Annotated in this window: 11 protein-coding genes; 5 read left to right on the forward strand and 6 right to left on the reverse strand. The window is 57.6% G+C overall.

The window, feature by feature from the left end; genetic code table 11:
- Positions 1 to 4 precede the first annotated feature (4 nt).
- The 3 genes from LBW89_RS17695 to LBW89_RS17705 all read left to right on the forward strand — a co-directional run bounded on the left by LBW89_RS17695 (position 5) and on the right by LBW89_RS17705 (position 5503).
- Positions 5 to 1381 carry an efflux RND transporter periplasmic adaptor subunit gene (locus LBW89_RS17695; protein WP_225039724.1) on the forward strand — a complete coding sequence of 459 codons (1377 nt, stop codon included), beginning with the start codon at positions 5 to 7 and terminating at the stop codon, positions 1379 to 1381.
- On the forward strand, positions 1378 to 4509 hold the full coding sequence (locus LBW89_RS17700) for an efflux RND transporter permease subunit (RefSeq protein WP_225039726.1): 3132 nt from the start codon (positions 1378 to 1380) through the stop codon (positions 4507 to 4509). The genes LBW89_RS17695 and LBW89_RS17700 overlap by 4 nt, the downstream gene beginning before the upstream one ends.
- 79 nt (positions 4510 to 4588) lie before the next feature.
- Positions 4589 to 5503 carry a TetR/AcrR family transcriptional regulator gene (locus LBW89_RS17705; RefSeq protein WP_213508605.1) on the forward strand — a complete coding sequence of 305 codons (915 nt, stop codon included), beginning with the start codon at positions 4589 to 4591 and terminating at the stop codon, positions 5501 to 5503.
- Between the two features lie 94 nt (positions 5504 to 5597).
- Here the strand turns inward: LBW89_RS17705 and mmsB are convergent, their stop codons facing one another.
- From mmsB to LBW89_RS17735, 6 genes are all read right to left on the reverse strand, one after another.
- The gene (gene mmsB, locus LBW89_RS17710) at positions 5598 to 6761 is read right to left on the reverse strand and encodes a multiple monosaccharide ABC transporter permease (protein WP_148455219.1); all 1164 of its coding nucleotides are present in this window, start codon (positions 6759 to 6761) and stop codon (positions 5598 to 5600) included.
- A gap of 5 nt (positions 6762 to 6766) precedes the next feature.
- A complete protein-coding gene (mmsA, locus tag LBW89_RS17715; protein WP_225039727.1) occupies positions 6767 to 8299 on the reverse strand; it encodes a multiple monosaccharide ABC transporter ATP-binding protein in 1533 nt (510 codons plus the stop codon).
- Between the two features lie 16 nt (positions 8300 to 8315).
- On the reverse strand, positions 8316 to 9437 hold the full coding sequence (gene chvE, locus LBW89_RS17720; RefSeq protein ID WP_148455904.1) for a multiple monosaccharide ABC transporter substrate-binding protein: 1122 nt from the start codon (positions 9435 to 9437) through the stop codon (positions 8316 to 8318).
- Positions 9438 to 9573: 136 nt separating this feature from the next.
- Positions 9574 to 10809 carry a response regulator gene (locus LBW89_RS17725; RefSeq protein ID WP_225039729.1) on the reverse strand — a complete coding sequence of 412 codons (1236 nt, stop codon included), beginning with the start codon at positions 10807 to 10809 and terminating at the stop codon, positions 9574 to 9576.
- Positions 10799 to 12712: a sensor histidine kinase gene (locus LBW89_RS17730; protein ID WP_225039731.1), complete on the reverse strand. Its 1914-nt coding sequence runs from the start codon at positions 12710 to 12712 to the stop codon at positions 10799 to 10801. The genes LBW89_RS17725 and LBW89_RS17730 overlap by 11 nt, the downstream gene beginning before the upstream one ends.
- Positions 12693 to 13694, reverse strand: coding sequence for a substrate-binding domain-containing protein (locus tag LBW89_RS17735; RefSeq protein WP_225039733.1), 1002 nt, complete (start codon positions 13692 to 13694; stop codon positions 12693 to 12695). Before LBW89_RS17735 ends, LBW89_RS17730 begins: the two co-directional genes overlap by 20 nt.
- A gap of 145 nt (positions 13695 to 13839) precedes the next feature.
- Here LBW89_RS17735 and LBW89_RS17740 point away from each other — a divergent pair, with 145 nt between their 5' ends.
- On the forward strand, positions 13840 to 14775 hold the full coding sequence (locus LBW89_RS17740; protein ID WP_148455229.1) for an AraC family transcriptional regulator: 936 nt from the start codon (positions 13840 to 13842) through the stop codon (positions 14773 to 14775).
- A 142-nt stretch (positions 14776 to 14917) separates the two neighbouring features.
- On the forward strand, positions 14918 to 16429 hold the full coding sequence (locus LBW89_RS17745) for an alpha-glucosidase/alpha-galactosidase (protein ID WP_225039735.1): 1512 nt from the start codon (positions 14918 to 14920) through the stop codon (positions 16427 to 16429).
- Positions 16430 to 16604 lie beyond the last annotated feature (175 nt).

Here is a 16604-nt window from a genome sequence, read left to right on the forward strand (position 1 = left end):
CCTGATGAAAGGACGCTGGGCATGCCTTTTTGCAGCAGCTTTATTAACGCTGTCCATCACCGCATGTTCTTCGGGAACGGACGGAGGGAAAGCGGCGGCGGAAAGCGACAAAGTAAGCGATTCGGTTGCGGTAAAAACCATCAAAGTAAAGAATGAACCTTTGAATTCAGTATATGATTTGTCGGGCACGCTTCAGTCTAATCAATCCGCTACGGTCTCGTTCCAGGCCGGGGGCGAGGTCAAGAAAACGCAGGTTGAGGTCGGGGACACGGTGAAGGCGGGCGACGTGCTGGCCGAGCTCGACACGGAGCTGGCACACATCCAATTAACCCAGGCCAAGAGCGGAGTGGCCCAGGCCGAAGGGCAGTTGAAGGCGGCCAAGGCGGGGATCGCCAACGCGGAGGCCCAGATTCAAGCGGCCAAAGCCAATCTGGCCGCGGTGGAGAAAGGCGCGAGCCAGCAGCAGCTGGCGCAAGCGCAGAACGGTGTAAAACAAGCGGAGGAAGCCTATAACAAAATCAAGACCGACGCGGAGCGCTACAATAAGCTTTACGCGGAAGGTCTGATTTCGCTGGACGATTACGAGAAGTCCCAGGTCCAGCTGAAGAACGCGGAAATTACGCTGGACAACGCGAAGCAAGCCTTGTCGGAGGCCACCGAAGGAGCGACGGATGAGCAGGTTCAGGCGGCGAAATCGACCGTGGCCCAGGCCCAGGCCGGAAAAGAGTCGGCTTTGGCGGCGGAGGCGCAGGCGCAGGCCGGTTACAAAAACGCCCTGTCGGCCCAAGCCCAGGCGGAGCTGGCCCTGTCGAAGACGAAGCTGACCGCTCCGATTTCCGGAACGGTGCTGGAGAAGAACGTCTCCGTCGGTCAAACCACCGGAGCCGGTACCCCGGCTTTCGTCATCGGCTCGACGCAGACGCTTAAGGTGATGCTGCCGGTTCCCGACGGCCAGATCGGAGATTGGAAGGCCGGACAGAAGGTGGACCTGGACCAGTCCGGCAAAACCCGGACCGGAACGGTCACCCGGATCCATCCCCAGACGAATGCGGGGACAGGCACGATTTCCGTGGAGGTGAGTGTGCCGAACCCGGAGAAGGACTGGTTCCCGGGGCAGGTCGTCAAGGCCGGTCGCCAGACAGCCGGGAAACAGGGGATTCTCGTTCCGGCCGAGGCGGTTATCAGCAGCGGTCAGGAGCCTTATGTATTCCGGGCCGTGGACGGCAAGGCGGTGAAGACGCCGGTGGAGCTGGGTGAAATCAGCAACAACCGGTTCCATATCGTGGCCGGCCTGAAGGAGGGCGACGTGATCGTCAGCGCCGGAGCCGACGGGCTATTTGACGGCGATGCCATCGCGGCTTCGGAGGACGTGACCCTATGATTGAATTTTTCGTCAAAAAACGCAAAATCACGCTGCTCTTTTTCACCATGCTAATCGTGTTCGGCGTCTACAGCTTTACGGGGCTGGCCAGACAGGATATGCCCGACGCCTTGGTCAAGACGGCGCTCGTAACCACGGTATACCCCGGGGCTTCGCCAGAAAAAGTGGAGCAATCCGTAACCAAAGTGCTGGAGCAGGCGATTAAGGGAGTCGAGACCGTCGAGACGGTAATCTCGACCTCGGGCAACGGTTATTCGAGCATTCAGGTTCAGGCTTATCCCGACGCGGACGCCGAGAAAACCTGGGATCAGCTGCGCAAAAACGTGCAGGACGCCTCGGCGGATTTGCCGGCGGATGCGCTTCAGCCGGTCGTCAATGATGATTTGGCCTCGGCGTTCGTCGGCTCGTACGTCATTTACGCCGATACCCGGGAGGAGCTTTACGCCCTCAACGATACGATGATTCAGTGGCGCGACAAGCTTCGTACCGTACAGGGAGTAGCCGGGGGTGAGCTCGGCGGCCTTCCGGACCGGGAAGTACGGATACAACTCGATATGCAGAAACTGCAGCAGTACGGCATTCCGTGGGAAAAGGTGGTTCAGTCCGTTCAGGCCATGAACGAGCGGGTGCCTTTAGGGGATCTGGATGTCGACAGCCGCAATTATCAGCTGCTGGTCGATAGCATCGAGGAAGTCGACGAATTGAACGATGTGCTGATCATGCGCACGCAGACCGGATTTCCGGTCTATCTGAAAGATGTCGGCGAAGTGGCGGTGACCCAGGCGGAAGCCGATTATTTGCCGTATTACAACGGCAAGCCCGCCATTTTGATCAATGTGAACGCCCAGACGGGCTCGGACGTGCCGTCCATGGATAAGGCGATCAACGTCAAACTGGACGAATTGACCAAAGATTTGCCGAAACATGTGACGTTTACCAACGCGTTTGCCCAACTGGATGTCGTAAACAAGATGTTCAGCCACTTGTCCCGGGAGATGCTGATTGCGATTATCGCGGTGATTATCGTATGTACGCTGGGGCTCAACCTGCTGACATCCGCCTTCGTGGCGCTGGCCATCCCGATTTCGATCGCGCTCGGCCTGATCGTGCTGCCGATCACCGGCGTTTCGCTGAACGAAATTTCGATCGTGGGTCTGATTATCGTGCTCGGGATTCTCGTCGACGACGCCGTCGTCGTCAACGACAATATCGAGCGCAGGCTGAGCGATCTGGGGGAAAGCCCGGCGGTCGCTTCCGTCAAAGGCGCGAAGGAAGTCGCCGTTTCCATTTTGACGGCCACGCTGTCGACGATCTTCGCCTTCGCGCCGCTGCTGTTCCTGACGGGCGACGTCGGCTCCTTCATCAAGCCGATCCCGATCGTCATCTCCAGTTCGATGCTCGCTTCCATGTTAATGTCGCTCACGATCATTCCGATCTTCCGGGAATGGCATGAACAGCGGAGAAGCAAGAAGCAGAGGAACGGGGGCGAGCCTAGGCCGCCCGGCCTGCTCGGCAAGCAGATTCAAACCGTGACCCGGGCGTATTCCGGGAAACTGATTCCGAAAGTGCTGCAAAGACCGCTGCTTACGGCGTTGGCCGGCCTTTTGATCGGCACCGCGTCGTTCGGTTTTGCGCTGCTTACCCCGGTGGACCTGTTCCCCGAGGCGGAGGATCCGAACGTGAACATCAATGTGGAAATGCCGGTCGGCACCTCCTTCCAGGAAACCGATCGTACCCTCTCCAGCATCGCGGAGTGGGTCCGCAAGCAGCCGGAGGCGGAGCTGGTGAGTTACGCCGCGGGAGGCAAGGCGCCGCAGCTGTTCTCCGATATCACGAACATGATGAGCTCTTCGCCGACCGTCGGACAAATCGCCGTCGTGGGTAAGGAAGGCGAGTTTGATTTGCAGGAGACCGTAAATGCGTGGCAGAAGGAGTTGGTGAAGCGGTATCCCGCGGCGAAGATTTCCCTGAACATCCCGAGAATGGGGATCCCGGTCGGCGCGGCCGTCTCGATCCGGATCGCCGGAGAGGACTTGGATGAGCTGCAGCGATTGTCCCAGCAGGTGAAAGAGAAGATCGCCAAAGTGGACGGGACTACGGGAATCAAGGACAACTTCGGAAACCAGAGCTACACGTTAGAGTTCGAGATTGACAAGGAAGCGATGAACCAGCATCTCGTGGACTACAAAACGCTGACCCAGACGCTGCGCCTGATGGGCGACGGACTGGATATCGGCGATTTTGACACGGGCGAACAGATCATTGACGTCAACCTCTATATGAAAAACAACAACGGCGACCCTGGCGAGCTGTTCCAACAATTGAATGTGACGAACGCGCAAGGGATGCAGGTGCCGCTGTCGCAGATTGCTAAATTAAAGCCATCCTTCGCAATTCAGAAGATTCAGCATTACAATCTGGTGCGGACCGTAACGGTCGAAGCGGACGCGAAGGGGAAAACGGCGACCGAGCTGAATACGGAGATCCGCGCCATGCTGGAGGATATGCCTTTCCCGGACGGGTATACCTGGGAGCTTGGCGGCGAAACTTCCGACCAGTCGGAAATCTTCGGCGATTTGGGCAGCCTGTTTATCATCGTGATCTTCCTGATTCTGCTCTTGATTACGGTGCAATTCTATTCGTTGTCGGCACCGGTCATCATTATGACCACCGTCTATCTGGCCGCCGCGGGCGGGGTGATCGGGATCTTCATCTCGGGCTCCTCGATCGGCTTCATGAGCATCATGGGCATCATCTCCCTCGCCGGTATCGTCGTGCGGAACGGGATTGTCCTGATCGAGTTCATCGAGGAGGCCCGCCGGGAGGGCATGGAGTTGAAGGAGGCCATCATCGAGGCCACCGCCGCCCGGTTCCGGCCGATTCTCCTGACCTCGCTCACCGCGATCATCGGGATGCTGCCGCTGGCCATATCGGGAAGCATCTTGTTCCGGCCTATGGCATACACGATTATTTTCGGGCTGATGTTCTCGACGATCCTGACGCTGGTCGTTGTGCCTTCGCTTTATATGGTTGTAGCGCTCTACAAAATCAAGCGCCAGGAACGTAAAGCGAACAAGTCCGGCGTTAAACCCGGCACCGATGCGCCGCAGAATCCGTTATCGATGTAAAACCGCCTTTATGATCGGACCGGGAATGTTCCCGGTTCGGCCTTTTTGGCGGAAATCCAATTGAAAGGACCCGGTAGCTGTGGACAAGAAAACCTTAATCATTCAGACAGCGATTCGGCTCTTTGCGGAAAAAGGATATGCCTTTACGACGGTGGACGAAATCGCGAAAGCTTGCGGAATGACCAAACCGTCCCTGTACAAATATTTTCCCGGAAAAGAGGACCTGCTGCTCGAAGCGATGGCGATGCTCTCCGAGGAACTCGAGGGTAGGGTTCACCAGCTGTACCGAAAAGCCGGTTTATCGAAAAGCGATCGGATTATCGAGCTGATCGTGATTTTTCTGGAGTATATTTTCAATCACCGGACCTATATGGTGCTGTTTATAGAGCCGCTGATGCCGATTTATGAAAATGAAGATATCCAGAACGCCTTTATGGTCATCGAGCGCAAACTGTTTATGTGGTTCCAGGACAGCATCATCGACTTATGCGGGGAAGAGGTCGAAGGCTACGCGACGGACTTGACCTTTGTCGCGAGCAGTGTGCTGCTGGATTACATCCGCGTGGTCGGCCCGCACCTTTCCCACGAACACTGCTACAGGTTGGCCACCTATGTGGAGCATTTGATCGGCGTACTGGTGGAGGGCTGGAAGATTCGCAAGCCCGAGATGCCGCTGTTGTTCGAGACGCCTTCCTGGGTGATGAACTGCCGTTCGGAGGAGATGACCCCGGTGCTGCGTTCCCGTCAGCTTCAGAAGTCGTTTCGCAATATGGAGTTGATCGTAAAAGACCACGAATCGCTGAAGGAGGAGGAAAAGGAAGATTACCTCGAAGCGATCGGGAAATTAAGAACGGAGCTGAACGACTCCTTAACGGAGAGCGTGGTATTCAAGGCGCTGCTGATATACCTCGAACAACTGGAAGACCTGCGCGAAGAATGCGCCAAGCTGCGGGCCTTTTTGTTCGAGCCCGATGGGCAGCCATTGTCGTTCTAAGGCGAAACAAAGCAAGTCCCTTTACCGCCGTTCAAGGCGAAAGGAACTTGCTTTTTTGGCGCTGCGATTTCTTCCGTGCTGACGGCAGGGGGAGTTACTGGGTTTTGGATTTGTTGTAGATATCGAAGGCGACCGCCAGCAGCAGCACCAAGCCCTTGATTCCTTGCTGCCAGTCCACGCCGAGACCGATGAGGGACATCCCGTTGTTCATAACCCCCATGACCAGACCTCCGATAATCGCGCCATAGACCGTACCGATCCCGCCGGTGGCCGAGGCGCCGCCGATGAAGCAGGCGGCTATGGCGTCCAGCTCGAAGTTCGTGCCGGCCTTCGGCGTGGCGGAATTCAGCCGGGCCGCAAAGATCAGGCCGGAGAGGGCGGCCAAGGCGCCCATGTTCACGAACACCCAGAACGTGACCTTCTTCGTTTTGACCCCGGACAGCTTGGCGGCCTTCTCGTTGCCTCCGAGCGCATAAATATGGCGTCCGGCGATCATCCGGTTCATCACGAAGGAATAGATGACGATCAAGAAGAACAGGATGACAAGAATGTTGGGAATCCCATGATACGTGGCCAGCACGTAAGTGAACAGGTTAAGCACGACGACGAGCGCCGCCAGTTTGAGGCCAAAGATCCATAAAGCCGGTACCTCGAACCGGTATTTGATCCGGGTCCGCCGTTCCCGGTACTCCTGCCAGACGACGAGCAGGGAGAGGAGGATTCCCAGCACAAGGGTCAGTACGTGAAGGGAGCCGCCCCCGAGCCAGTCGGGCAGGAAACCGGAGCTGATTTTTTGAAAAGACTTCGGAAACGGCGCAATTGACTGGCCGCCCAGCACGATCATCGTCAAGCCCCGGAAGAGCAGCATCCCGGCCAGGGTGACGATAAACGCCGGGATATTCACATAAGCGACCCAAAAGCCCTGCCAGGCGCCGATCAGCGCACCGATCAGCAGCGAGAGAATCACCGCGACGAAAGGATGGAGCTGCATATCGACCATCATAATGGCGGCCAGGGCGCCGATAAAGGCGGCGACGGAGCCGACCGACAAGTCGATATGCCCGGTAATGATCACCAGCACCATCCCGATCGCCAGGATGAGGATATAGCTGTTCTGCAGGATCAGGTTGGTGATGTTCAGCGGCTTCAGCAAAATCCCATCCGTCAAAATTTGAAATAATACCGTAATGAAGACCAGCGCGATAATCATGCCGTATTGCCGGATATTTTTTCTAAAAAGTTCGCCGATCGCTTGCATTCCGGTTACCCCCTTCCCCGTGTCATCAGTTTCATCAGCACCTCTTGCGAGGCTTCTTCGCGCTTGACTTCGCCCGTAATCCGGCCCTCGCTCATCACGTAGATTCGGTCGCACATCCCGAGAATTTCCGGCAGTTCGGACGAAATGAACAAAATGCCTTTGCCTTCATCGGCCAGTTGATGGATGATCGAGTAAATCTCATATTTGGCGCCGACATCGATGCCGCGTGTCGGTTCATCGAGGATCAGCACTTCCGGTTCCGTAAAAATCCATTTGCTCAGCACGACCTTTTGCTGATTTCCGCCGCTGAGATGGCCGGTTTTCTGCCAGATGCCCGGCGTTTTGATGTTCAGTCTGCGCCGGTAATCCTCGGCGACAAGCACCTCTTCCTTCTCGTTGAGGACGCCGAACCGCGAGAGCTTGCCGAGGTTGGACAGCGTAATGTTCCGCTTGATATCGTCGATCAGCACGAGCCCGTATTGTTTGCGGTCCTCGGTCACATAAGCGAGGCGGTGACGGATGGCCGTGGCGATATCGGTCAAATGAACCTCCTTGCCGTGCAGAAAGGTCTGTCCGCGCACATATCGGCCGTAGGAGCGGCCGAACAGGCTCATCGCCAACTCGGTCCGCCCGGCCCCCATCAGCCCGGCGATGCCTACGATTTCGCCGCGGTGGATATGCAGGTGGATATCGTCCAGCATCTTGCGGTCCGCTTGCTGAGGGTGCCGGACTTCCCAGCCTTTCACCTCGAAGATGACCTCCCCGGCGTTGCGGGAGGTCCGCTCGGGATAGCGCTGCGTCAAATCGCGGCCGACCATGCCTTTGATAATCAGGTCCTCCGTAACCGGCTCCTCTTCCATGCGCAGCGTTTGGATCGTTTGGCCGTCGCGGATAATCGTGATGGCGTCAGCCACTTTTTCGATTTCATTCAGCTTATGGGAGATGATGATCGAGGCGATCCCTTGATGCTTCAGCTCGACGATCAGCCTAAGCAGGTTTTCGCTGTCGGCCTCGTTCAGCGCGGCAGTCGGTTCGTCCAAAATCAGGAGCTTTACCTTTTTGGACAGCGCCTTGGCGATCTCCACCAGCTGCTGCTTGCCGACGCCAAGCTGAAGCACCGGAGCGGTCGGAGACTCCCGGAGACCGACGCGCTCGAGCAGTTCCCTGGTCCGTACCGTCGTTTCGTGCCAGTTGATGACGCCCCTTTGGGCCTGTTCATTGCCGAGAAAGATGTTCTCCGCGATGGACAGGTAGGGAATCAGCGCAAGCTCCTGGTGGATAATCACGATACCGAGGTTCTCGCTTTGCTTGATATCTTTAAATTCGCAGACTTGGCCTTGGAAAATAATGTCGCCCTCATAGGTGCCGTAAGGGTATACGCCGCTGAGCACCTTCATCAGCGTAGATTTGCCGGCACCGTTCTCCCCGCATAGCGCGTGGATCTCGCCTTCCCGAACCTGCAGATGGACTTGGGACAGCGCCTTGACGCCGGGAAAGGTCTTGGTGATGCCTCTCATCTCCAAAATGTGCTCGCTCATCGGTCGTCACCCCGCCTCAAAGGCCCAATTCTTCCTTGGTGTAATAGCCGCTCTCGACCAGTACGCTTTCCACGTTGTCCTTATCCACCGATTTTGGCTCCAGGAGGTAAGAGGGCACCACTTTAACCCCGTTATCGTAGGTTTCGCTATCGTTGACCTCGGCCTCCGTTCCCTCGAGGATGCTTTGAGCCATGGCGACGGCCTTTTTCGCCAGCTCCCGCGTGTCCTTGAATACGGTTTGCGTCTGCTCCCCGGCCAGGATCGACTTGATCGAGGCCAGTTCGGCGTCCTGGCCGGTCACGATGGGCAGCGGCTTGTCGCCCGATCCGTAACCGACGCCTTTCAGGGAGGACAGAATGCCGATACTGATTCCGTCATAGGGCGAAAGCACGGCGTCCACGTTTTCCGTCGCATAGTGGGCGCTCAGCAGGTTATCCATCCGCGACTGAGCGGTAGCCCCGTCCCAGCGGAGCGTGGCTACCTGCTCCATTTTCGTCTGACCGCTGCGGACGACCAGCTTTCCGGAATCGAGGTAAGGCTGAAGCACGGACATGGCTCCGTCAAAGAAGAAATAGGCGTTGTTGTCGTCCGGCGATCCGCCGAACAGCTCGATGTTAAACGGCCCCTTCCCCTCTTTAAGGCCGAGTTTTTCCTCGATGTAAGAGGCCTGCTGGACGCCGACTTTAAAGTTGTCGAACGTGGCGTAATAGTCCACATGTTCGCTGTTCATGATCAGGCGGTCGTAGGCGATCACCTTGATGCCTTGATCATGGGCTTTCTGCAGCACATCGGTCAGCGCCGCTCCATCGATGGAGGCGATGACGAGGATCTTGACTCCCTTGGTGATCATATTTTCGATCTGCGAAATCTGGTTTTCCACCACATCCTCGCCATACTGCAAGTCCGCCCCGTAGCCCAGCTTCTCGAATTCCTTGACCATGTTGTTTCCGTCATTGACCCAGCGCTCCGAGGATTTCGTCGGCATGGCGATGCCGACCGTTCCTTTTTCTCCGCCAGAGCCGCCGCCGGAGCCGGATTTCCCGGCGGTCCCGCCCTCCGTTCCGCCTCCCGCCCCGCCGCAGGCGGTTAATAAGGCCAGCAAGGCGCAGGCCAGAAGCAGAGCCGTCCATTTTTTCATCATTCGATCTCCCCCTCGATTAGGAATGGAATACAATTTCGCATTCGCCAATGAATGCGTTTGCAGTTTTCATGACCGAGTATAGCAACGGGGGAGCGTCGCGTATTTATACGGAATTTACTCTTTTTATAAAAAATTAACTTTTCTCGCCTTTCCGGAATTGCAGCGGCGAAACGCCCGTCGTCCGTTTGAACGCCGTACTGAAATAATGCTGTGTTTCGTAGCCGACCCGCTCGGCGATTTCATGGATCGCCAGCTCCGTAGTATGAAGCAGCTGTATGGCTTTGCGCATCCGCAGCCGGGTCAGATAGCCGTTGAAGGATACGCCGAGTTCCTGTTTGATCAGACGGCTTAAATATACCGGAGAGGTATGCAGTTCGGCGGCGATTCGCTCCAGCGTCAAACCACGATCGGCATAATGGTCGTGGATATAGTATTTGGCCCGCCGCACCAGCGGAGAGAGCGGGGCCTCCTTCAACACGGCGCTTTTGCATTTCCGGTAAATCGCCGGAATCTCCGTCAGTTCCCTGCCGCCCTCCATGGCCTCCAGATCGACGGCGATCTTCAGAAAGGTGCGTGCCGCAGGCTCGATCCGGCGGAAGGCGGCTTCGGCCGGAGCGGACGCATCCCAAAGCAGGATGACCACAAACCCGAAAGGATCGCGATAAATCGCTTTCGGGTAGGGGGCGAGCAGTTCGGCGGCGATATTTTCCACGGCATATAGAAAAAGCTGCCGCTCCTGCTCCTTCAAGGCCGGCTGGGGCAAGATCGCTTCCCGCAGGCGGATCACGCCAAGCAGGGCGGGGGGGAGGACGGGAAGGTTCAGAAACCCCAAATGTTCCGCGATTTCATCCGCGTCCATAAGGCCGTCCATCCATTCCTGGCAAAACCGTTCCCGCAAGAGGGGATAATTTCGGGAAAACTGCCGGGAAGCCGTTTCCAGCTGCTGTTGCCTGTCGGCTTCCTGCTCCAGTTCCCCGCGGACCTGACGCAGCACGCGCTCCAGTTGGCCCGGATTGGCCGGCTTGAGGATGTAATCTTTGACCTGAAGGCGGATGGCTTTCTGGGCGTAAGCAAATTCATCATGTCCGGTAATGATGATGATTTTGCAGGCGGGGAGATGTTCACGCAGCTTCTCCATCAGACCGATGCCGTCCAGAATCGGCATGTTCAGATCGACAAGCACGATCTGCACGCCATGCCGCAGCGCCAGTTCGAGCGCTTCTTCGCCATCCTCGGCCTCCGCGACGACCCGCATCCCGAGTTCGGACCAGCGGACGCTTTCGCGGATGCCCTCGCGGATAATCGCCTCGTCGTCGGCGATCAGCACCTTGCAGTCGGGGAGTACGGTCCCCGGGTTGTTATTCGTCATCTTCACCAGCTCCTTTCGTGAGTAAGGGTTCCGTTAGAATAGGGTGGGTTACTGTAACGGTCGTACCTTCGCCTTCCTCGCTCTCGATCGAGATTCCGTAGGAGCCCCCGAAGGTCAGGGCGATTCGGGCCTGGACATTGAGCATGCCGTAGCCCTTTCCCCCGGCGGGGTCAGGCTCGGAGGCCGCCCCCGCCGGTTCGGCCGTGCCGGCTGCGGCCAATGCGCGGCGGAGCGCAAGCAGCCGTTCCGCCGTCATCCCCTTTCCGTCGTCCCGGACGGTAAGCAGGAGTCCGCCGTCTTGGATGCTTCCCCGAACCTCCACCTTGCCCGGTCCCCGCCGCTCCTTAATGCCGTGGTAGATGGCGTTCTCGACGATCGGCTGGAGAATCAGTTTCAGCACATAGGCCCCCTGCACGCGGGGATCGATGTCGATCGAATAGCTGAGCTTGTTTTGGTAACGCACCTGTTGAATCTGCAAGTAGCTGCGGATATGCTCGATTTCATCGTTCAGCGGGATGATATCGTTCCCTTTGCTGAGACCGATCCGGAACAGCCTGGACAGCGACTCGGCCATCTGCGCGATATCCTCGGCCCCTTTGCGCCGGGCCATCCAGTGAATCGTATCGAGCGTATTGTACAGAAAATGCGGCTTGATATGAGCCTGCAGGCTACGCAGCTCCGCCTCCCGCTTTTGCCGCTCCTGGCGCTCCGTCAGCTTGATCAAACGGTTGATCTGCTGCAGCATCGCGTTGAACTTCCGGCCCAGCAGCCCGATTTCATCGGAGCGGCTGCCCCAGTGACGGATGGTCAGGTCACCGGACTGGGCTTTCTGCATGAAGGACATCAGCTGCCCGATCGGCCTGGACAGGGAGTAGGCCAAATAGAAGGAGGCGGTCATCCCGAGCAGGCAAACGAAGAACACGAAGCTGACGATCGAAAAGCGGATTTCCCGCGTCTCCGCCGCGGATTCCTTAAGCGAAAAAACACCGACCGTCGTCCATCCCGTAAAAGCCGATTCCCGGTAGATGAACTGCAGATTGCGCCCGTCCACCTGACGGGTGGCCGTGCCGGCTCCGGACGGGTTTTTGAGCCACGAACGCGGGATTTTCTCGACATAAGGCTCCGGCGGCGCATAGATCATCTCGCCGCCGGGATCCAGCACCGTCAGGTAGCCGGTTTTACCCAGCCGCACATCCTGCGCCGTTTCGGCGATAACCCGCAGCTTAAGGTCGATGAGCACGACGCCCAGCGTCTCGCCGGTTTCGGGATCCAGGATGGCCCGAACGACCGAAACGACCTCGCTGTCTTTGTAACTGGCATGCGTCGTAACGTTACGGCCGGAAGGGTGGCCTACAATTTTGAAGATGCCTTTGTTCCGGACGGCTTCCAAATACCATTCCTCCTCCGTGAGGCTTTCGTTCGGATAGCGGGCATACATTTCATTGCTGAGGTAAGCTCCGCGGCGGTTGACGATCAGAATGCCGGCGACCTCGGAGTGCAGGGTGGTGAAGCCCTGCAGAAATTTGCGGATCGCATAAGATGCCGGTTCCGCGCCGCTTTCGGGCTGTGGACTGCCGATGGCGATACGGCTACCGGACCCGGCGGTCCCTTTTTTCAGGAAGTCCTGGACTTCGGGATTAAAAGAGATGAAATAGGTGATGTTCTGCAAATTCTCGACATAGGCCTCCAGCGTTTGGTTGACCTTCCCGATCAGCTGCAGCGTATTCTCCGTCATCCGGCGCTCGATGACGCGGTCCGCCGACCAGTTGACGAGAAAGCCCAGTCCGATCGAAGGGAGAATGCTGATCAGCAGGAAATGAAGGATCAGTTTATAGCGGATCGGCATATTGTTCATGGACATCCGCGCCAGTCCCGTTAACCGTTTATTTGGCGTAATAATCATCGACATTCCTCCGCGTCACTACCGTAATGCCGGTGTCGGTTCTCCGGGGAACGGAAGAGCCGGAATTTTGCGCCGCAGGGGGATCGTGTTTTAAGGCAAAAAGATACTGGAGCGACCAGTACCCCATATTCCAGGTTCCCTGCGCCATCGTGGCCGCGATATCCCCGCTCTTCACCAGATCGAGCGTACCCTTGTCGGTATCGAAGCCGAGTATTTTCGGACCCGGATTGCCCCGTTTCAGGTGCTCCCGAACGGCTTCGGCAACGCCGATCCCCCCGTTGGCTTCCGTGGTGAAAATCCCGGCGATCCCGGGGTCGCCGGACAAAATATCCTCGGCGGCTTGTCTGGAGAGGAGCGGATCACCCTTGCCGTTCTTAACGGCCATCACCTTCATCTCGGGAAACTCCCGGGAGATCGTGTCGGCAAATCCCCGGGTGCGTTCCTCATGGTTTTGCTGGCCGGGAAGCGTCACGATCGCGACCCGCCCCTTTCCCCCCGTAAGCTCGGCCATCTGCCGGGCCGCCTTGACCCCGGCGCTGTAGTTATCCGTGCCGAGGAAGGAATACGCTTTGCTGCCGGGAGCGTCCGAGTCGAACAGAACGACCGGGATGCCGGCCTCCACGGCCTTATCGATCGTGGCGTTCAGCTCAAGCGGGTGAATGGCGGAAATGGCGATCCCCGCTGGCTTTTTGGCGATCGCCTGCTCAAGGACCGTAATCTGCTCATTCACGTCCCGCTGGGTGGCTCCCCGATATTCGACGGAAACCTGAAGCGCGGAGGCGGCATCTTCAAACCCTTTGAGACTGCTTTTCCAATAATCGATGCCCATTTGAAACGTGATCATAATGTATTTTTCGCCGATTTCGCCCCGAAGTCCGCCCGCCTGCCGGGACGCCTCAAGGTGGCTCTTGCTGCGGTAGTCCGCCGCGTAAAGCAAAAAACATCCGATAAGCAGCACATAGATCAAACCTAGCTTTTTCATAGTGCAACCCCTTTCATAAATATGGATAGGATGCCGCTCGGGAGGGTTCCAGCCATTCCCAGCCATATCATACAAGGTTTTGCCGGGGAAACCTATCCCCTGATAAAATAGGGGCAGGATGAATCCGAAAGGGAGGAGGGGGCCCATGGAACGCGGCAGTCTGTACCGTACAGGCTTAATGGACGGGGAATATCAGCCGGAGTTTACGGCTTACTATTTTAAACAATGGGATGAGCTGCATATGTCCTTTCATCGCCATGACTCGACGGAAATTATGTATATCCTTTCTGGAGTTTGCCGGGTGGAGGTTCGGACACCGGAACACCTGAGTCCCGTGGGGAAACAGCTCAAGAAGGGCGAATTTATTCTGCTTGACGCCGGCGTTCCGCACCGGTTGATCGTCGAGCCGAACTCCCCTTGCCGGATGCTGAACATTGAGTTCCGCTTTGCTCCCAGCAGCGGCCGGTTTCCATCGCTTCGCCAATGCCTGGACGGGGCGGGAAGGGAGGTCGCGGCCATGCTGACCCGCCCGTTTCAATATGTGGTCCTGCGCGATCCCGAGGAAATTTACCGTACGCTCAAAAGCCTCGTACTGGAGCTGGATCGGCAGCACGCGGAGGAAGGAGAAGGAGACTCGGCCATGGTCCGCCTGCTGTTTGCGGAGCTGCTGATTTCCTTGAGCCGTCTTCGCGATGAACATGAAAGCGGCAACCATCAGGAGATGGACTATTACGTCAAACAGTGCCTCGGCTACCTGCACGAGAATTACGATCGCGAGATCCGCGTGGAGGATGCGGCGGGGATCGTTAACCTGCATCCGGGGTATTTGCAGCGGATTTTCAAGCTGCATACGGGCGAAACGCTCATGCAGTACCTGACCCGCTTGCGGATGGATAAAGCGGCCATGCTGCTGCTCCATACCAATATCCCGGTCGCCGATATCGCCGATTATGTGGGGGTGGGGAGCCGGCAATATTTTCACGCGCTGTTCAAAAAGCATATGGGCGTAACTCCGATTGAATACCGGAATTCTCTGCACGCCCAGAAGGATGCACCGGATACGATAAGTGAGGATTTTTGACAGGAAGCCGGCGGATAAGTCAGAATCCTGATAACGCTTACTCGGGTCTCCCTGATAAAATGGGTGGTGCAAAGGGATTCCGGGTTTTCTGAGATCTCCGGGATCTTAAGCCTGATTTTAAGCTTGGGGAGGTCATGGGAACATGTCTTTTAAAGTGGCGTTTATCGGGGCGGGCAGCATCGGATTTACAAGAGGGCTGCTTCGGGACCTGCTGTCCGTGCCGGAGTTTCGTGATATCGAGGTTTCTTTTACTGACATCAGTGAGTCTAATTTGCGAATGGTGACGGAGTTATGCCAGCGGGATATCCGGGAAAACGGATTGCCGATCACGATTCGGGCTTCGCTGGACCGCCGTGAGGCGTTGAGGAATGCGAAATACGTCATCTGCACCATCCGCGTCGGCGGACTGGAGGCGTTCGCGACGGACGTCGATATTCCGCTGCAATACGGCGTGGACCAATGTGTCGGCGATACTCTTTGCGCCGGGGGGATTATGTACGGGCAGCGGGGCATCGCGGAGATGCTGAACATTTGCCGGGATATTCGGGAAGTGGCGGCGCCGGATGCGCTGCTGCTGAACTACGCCAATCCGATGGCGATGCTGACCTGGGCCTGCAACCAATACGGCGGCGTGCGGACGATCGGGCTCTGCCATGGCGTGCAGGGCGGTCACCATCAAATTGCCGAAGCCTTCGGCTTGAACAAGGAAGAAGTCGACATTATATGCGCGGGGATTAATCATCAGACCTGGTATATCAGCATCAAGCATGGCGGGGAGGACTTGACGGGCAAACTCCTGGAGGCGTTTGAGCGGCATCCGGACTTCTCCCGGACGGAGAAGGTGCGGATCGATATGCTCCGCCGGTTCGGCTACTACAGCACGGAGTCGAACGGGCATCTGAGCGAATACGTTCCCTGGTACCGCAAACGGCCGGAGGAGATCCGGGAATGGATCGATCTCGGCAGTTGGATCAACGGCGAGACCGGCGGTTATCTGCGGGTTTGTACGGAGGGGCGCAATTGGTTCGAGACGGATTTTCCGAACTGGATGAAGGAGCCGGCCCTGGCCTTCAAGGCGGAGGAGCGGAGCGAGGAGCATGGCTCCTACATTATCGAGGGCCTGGAAACGGGCCGGGTGTACCGGGGCCATTTCAACGTCGTCAACCGCGGCATCATCGCCAATCTGCCGGATGACGCGGTGATCGAAGCGCCGGGCTACGTCGACCGCAACGGCATTTCCATGCCGCATGTCGGCCCCCTGCCCCTCGGCCCGGCCGCGGTGTGCAGCGCCAGCATCTCCGTGCAGCGTCTGGCGGTGGAGGCGGCCGTCCATGGCGACGACCGGCTGCTGCGCCAGGCGTTCATGATGGACCCGCTGGTCGGCGCGGTCTGCAATCCGCCGGAGATTTGGCAGATGGTCGACGACATGCTGATCGCCCAGGAAGCCTGGCTGCCGCAGTACAAGGCGGCGATCGCGGAGGCGAAGCTCCGCCGGGCCGAAGGGAAGCGGCGGCCGACCCGGGAGGGCTATGCCGGAGCGGCCCGCCTGGCGGTCAAGAGCGTAGCGGAGATGATGGAAGACCGCGAAGCGGCGAACAAGAACGCCCGCGAAGCGGACAAAGGCAAGGATCGCGCTTCCGCCGGCGCGAACTAGCAAAAAGGGGCGCCCCCTATACCCATCCGGCATTCGGATGGGGGAGGGCGTCCCCTTTTTGAGCAAATTCCTGCAAATGTGCAGGGATTTTCGGCAGTGAGGCGCTTGTTTACTCAAAAACCTGCAAAAGTGCAGGTTTTTCATGCGCAATCGCCCTGGTTCGGAAAAAGAGTGG

This window comes from Paenibacillus sp. alder61 (genome assembly GCF_020179875.1).
GTDB lineage: Bacteria > Bacillota > Bacilli > Paenibacillales > Paenibacillaceae > Fontibacillus > Fontibacillus faecis.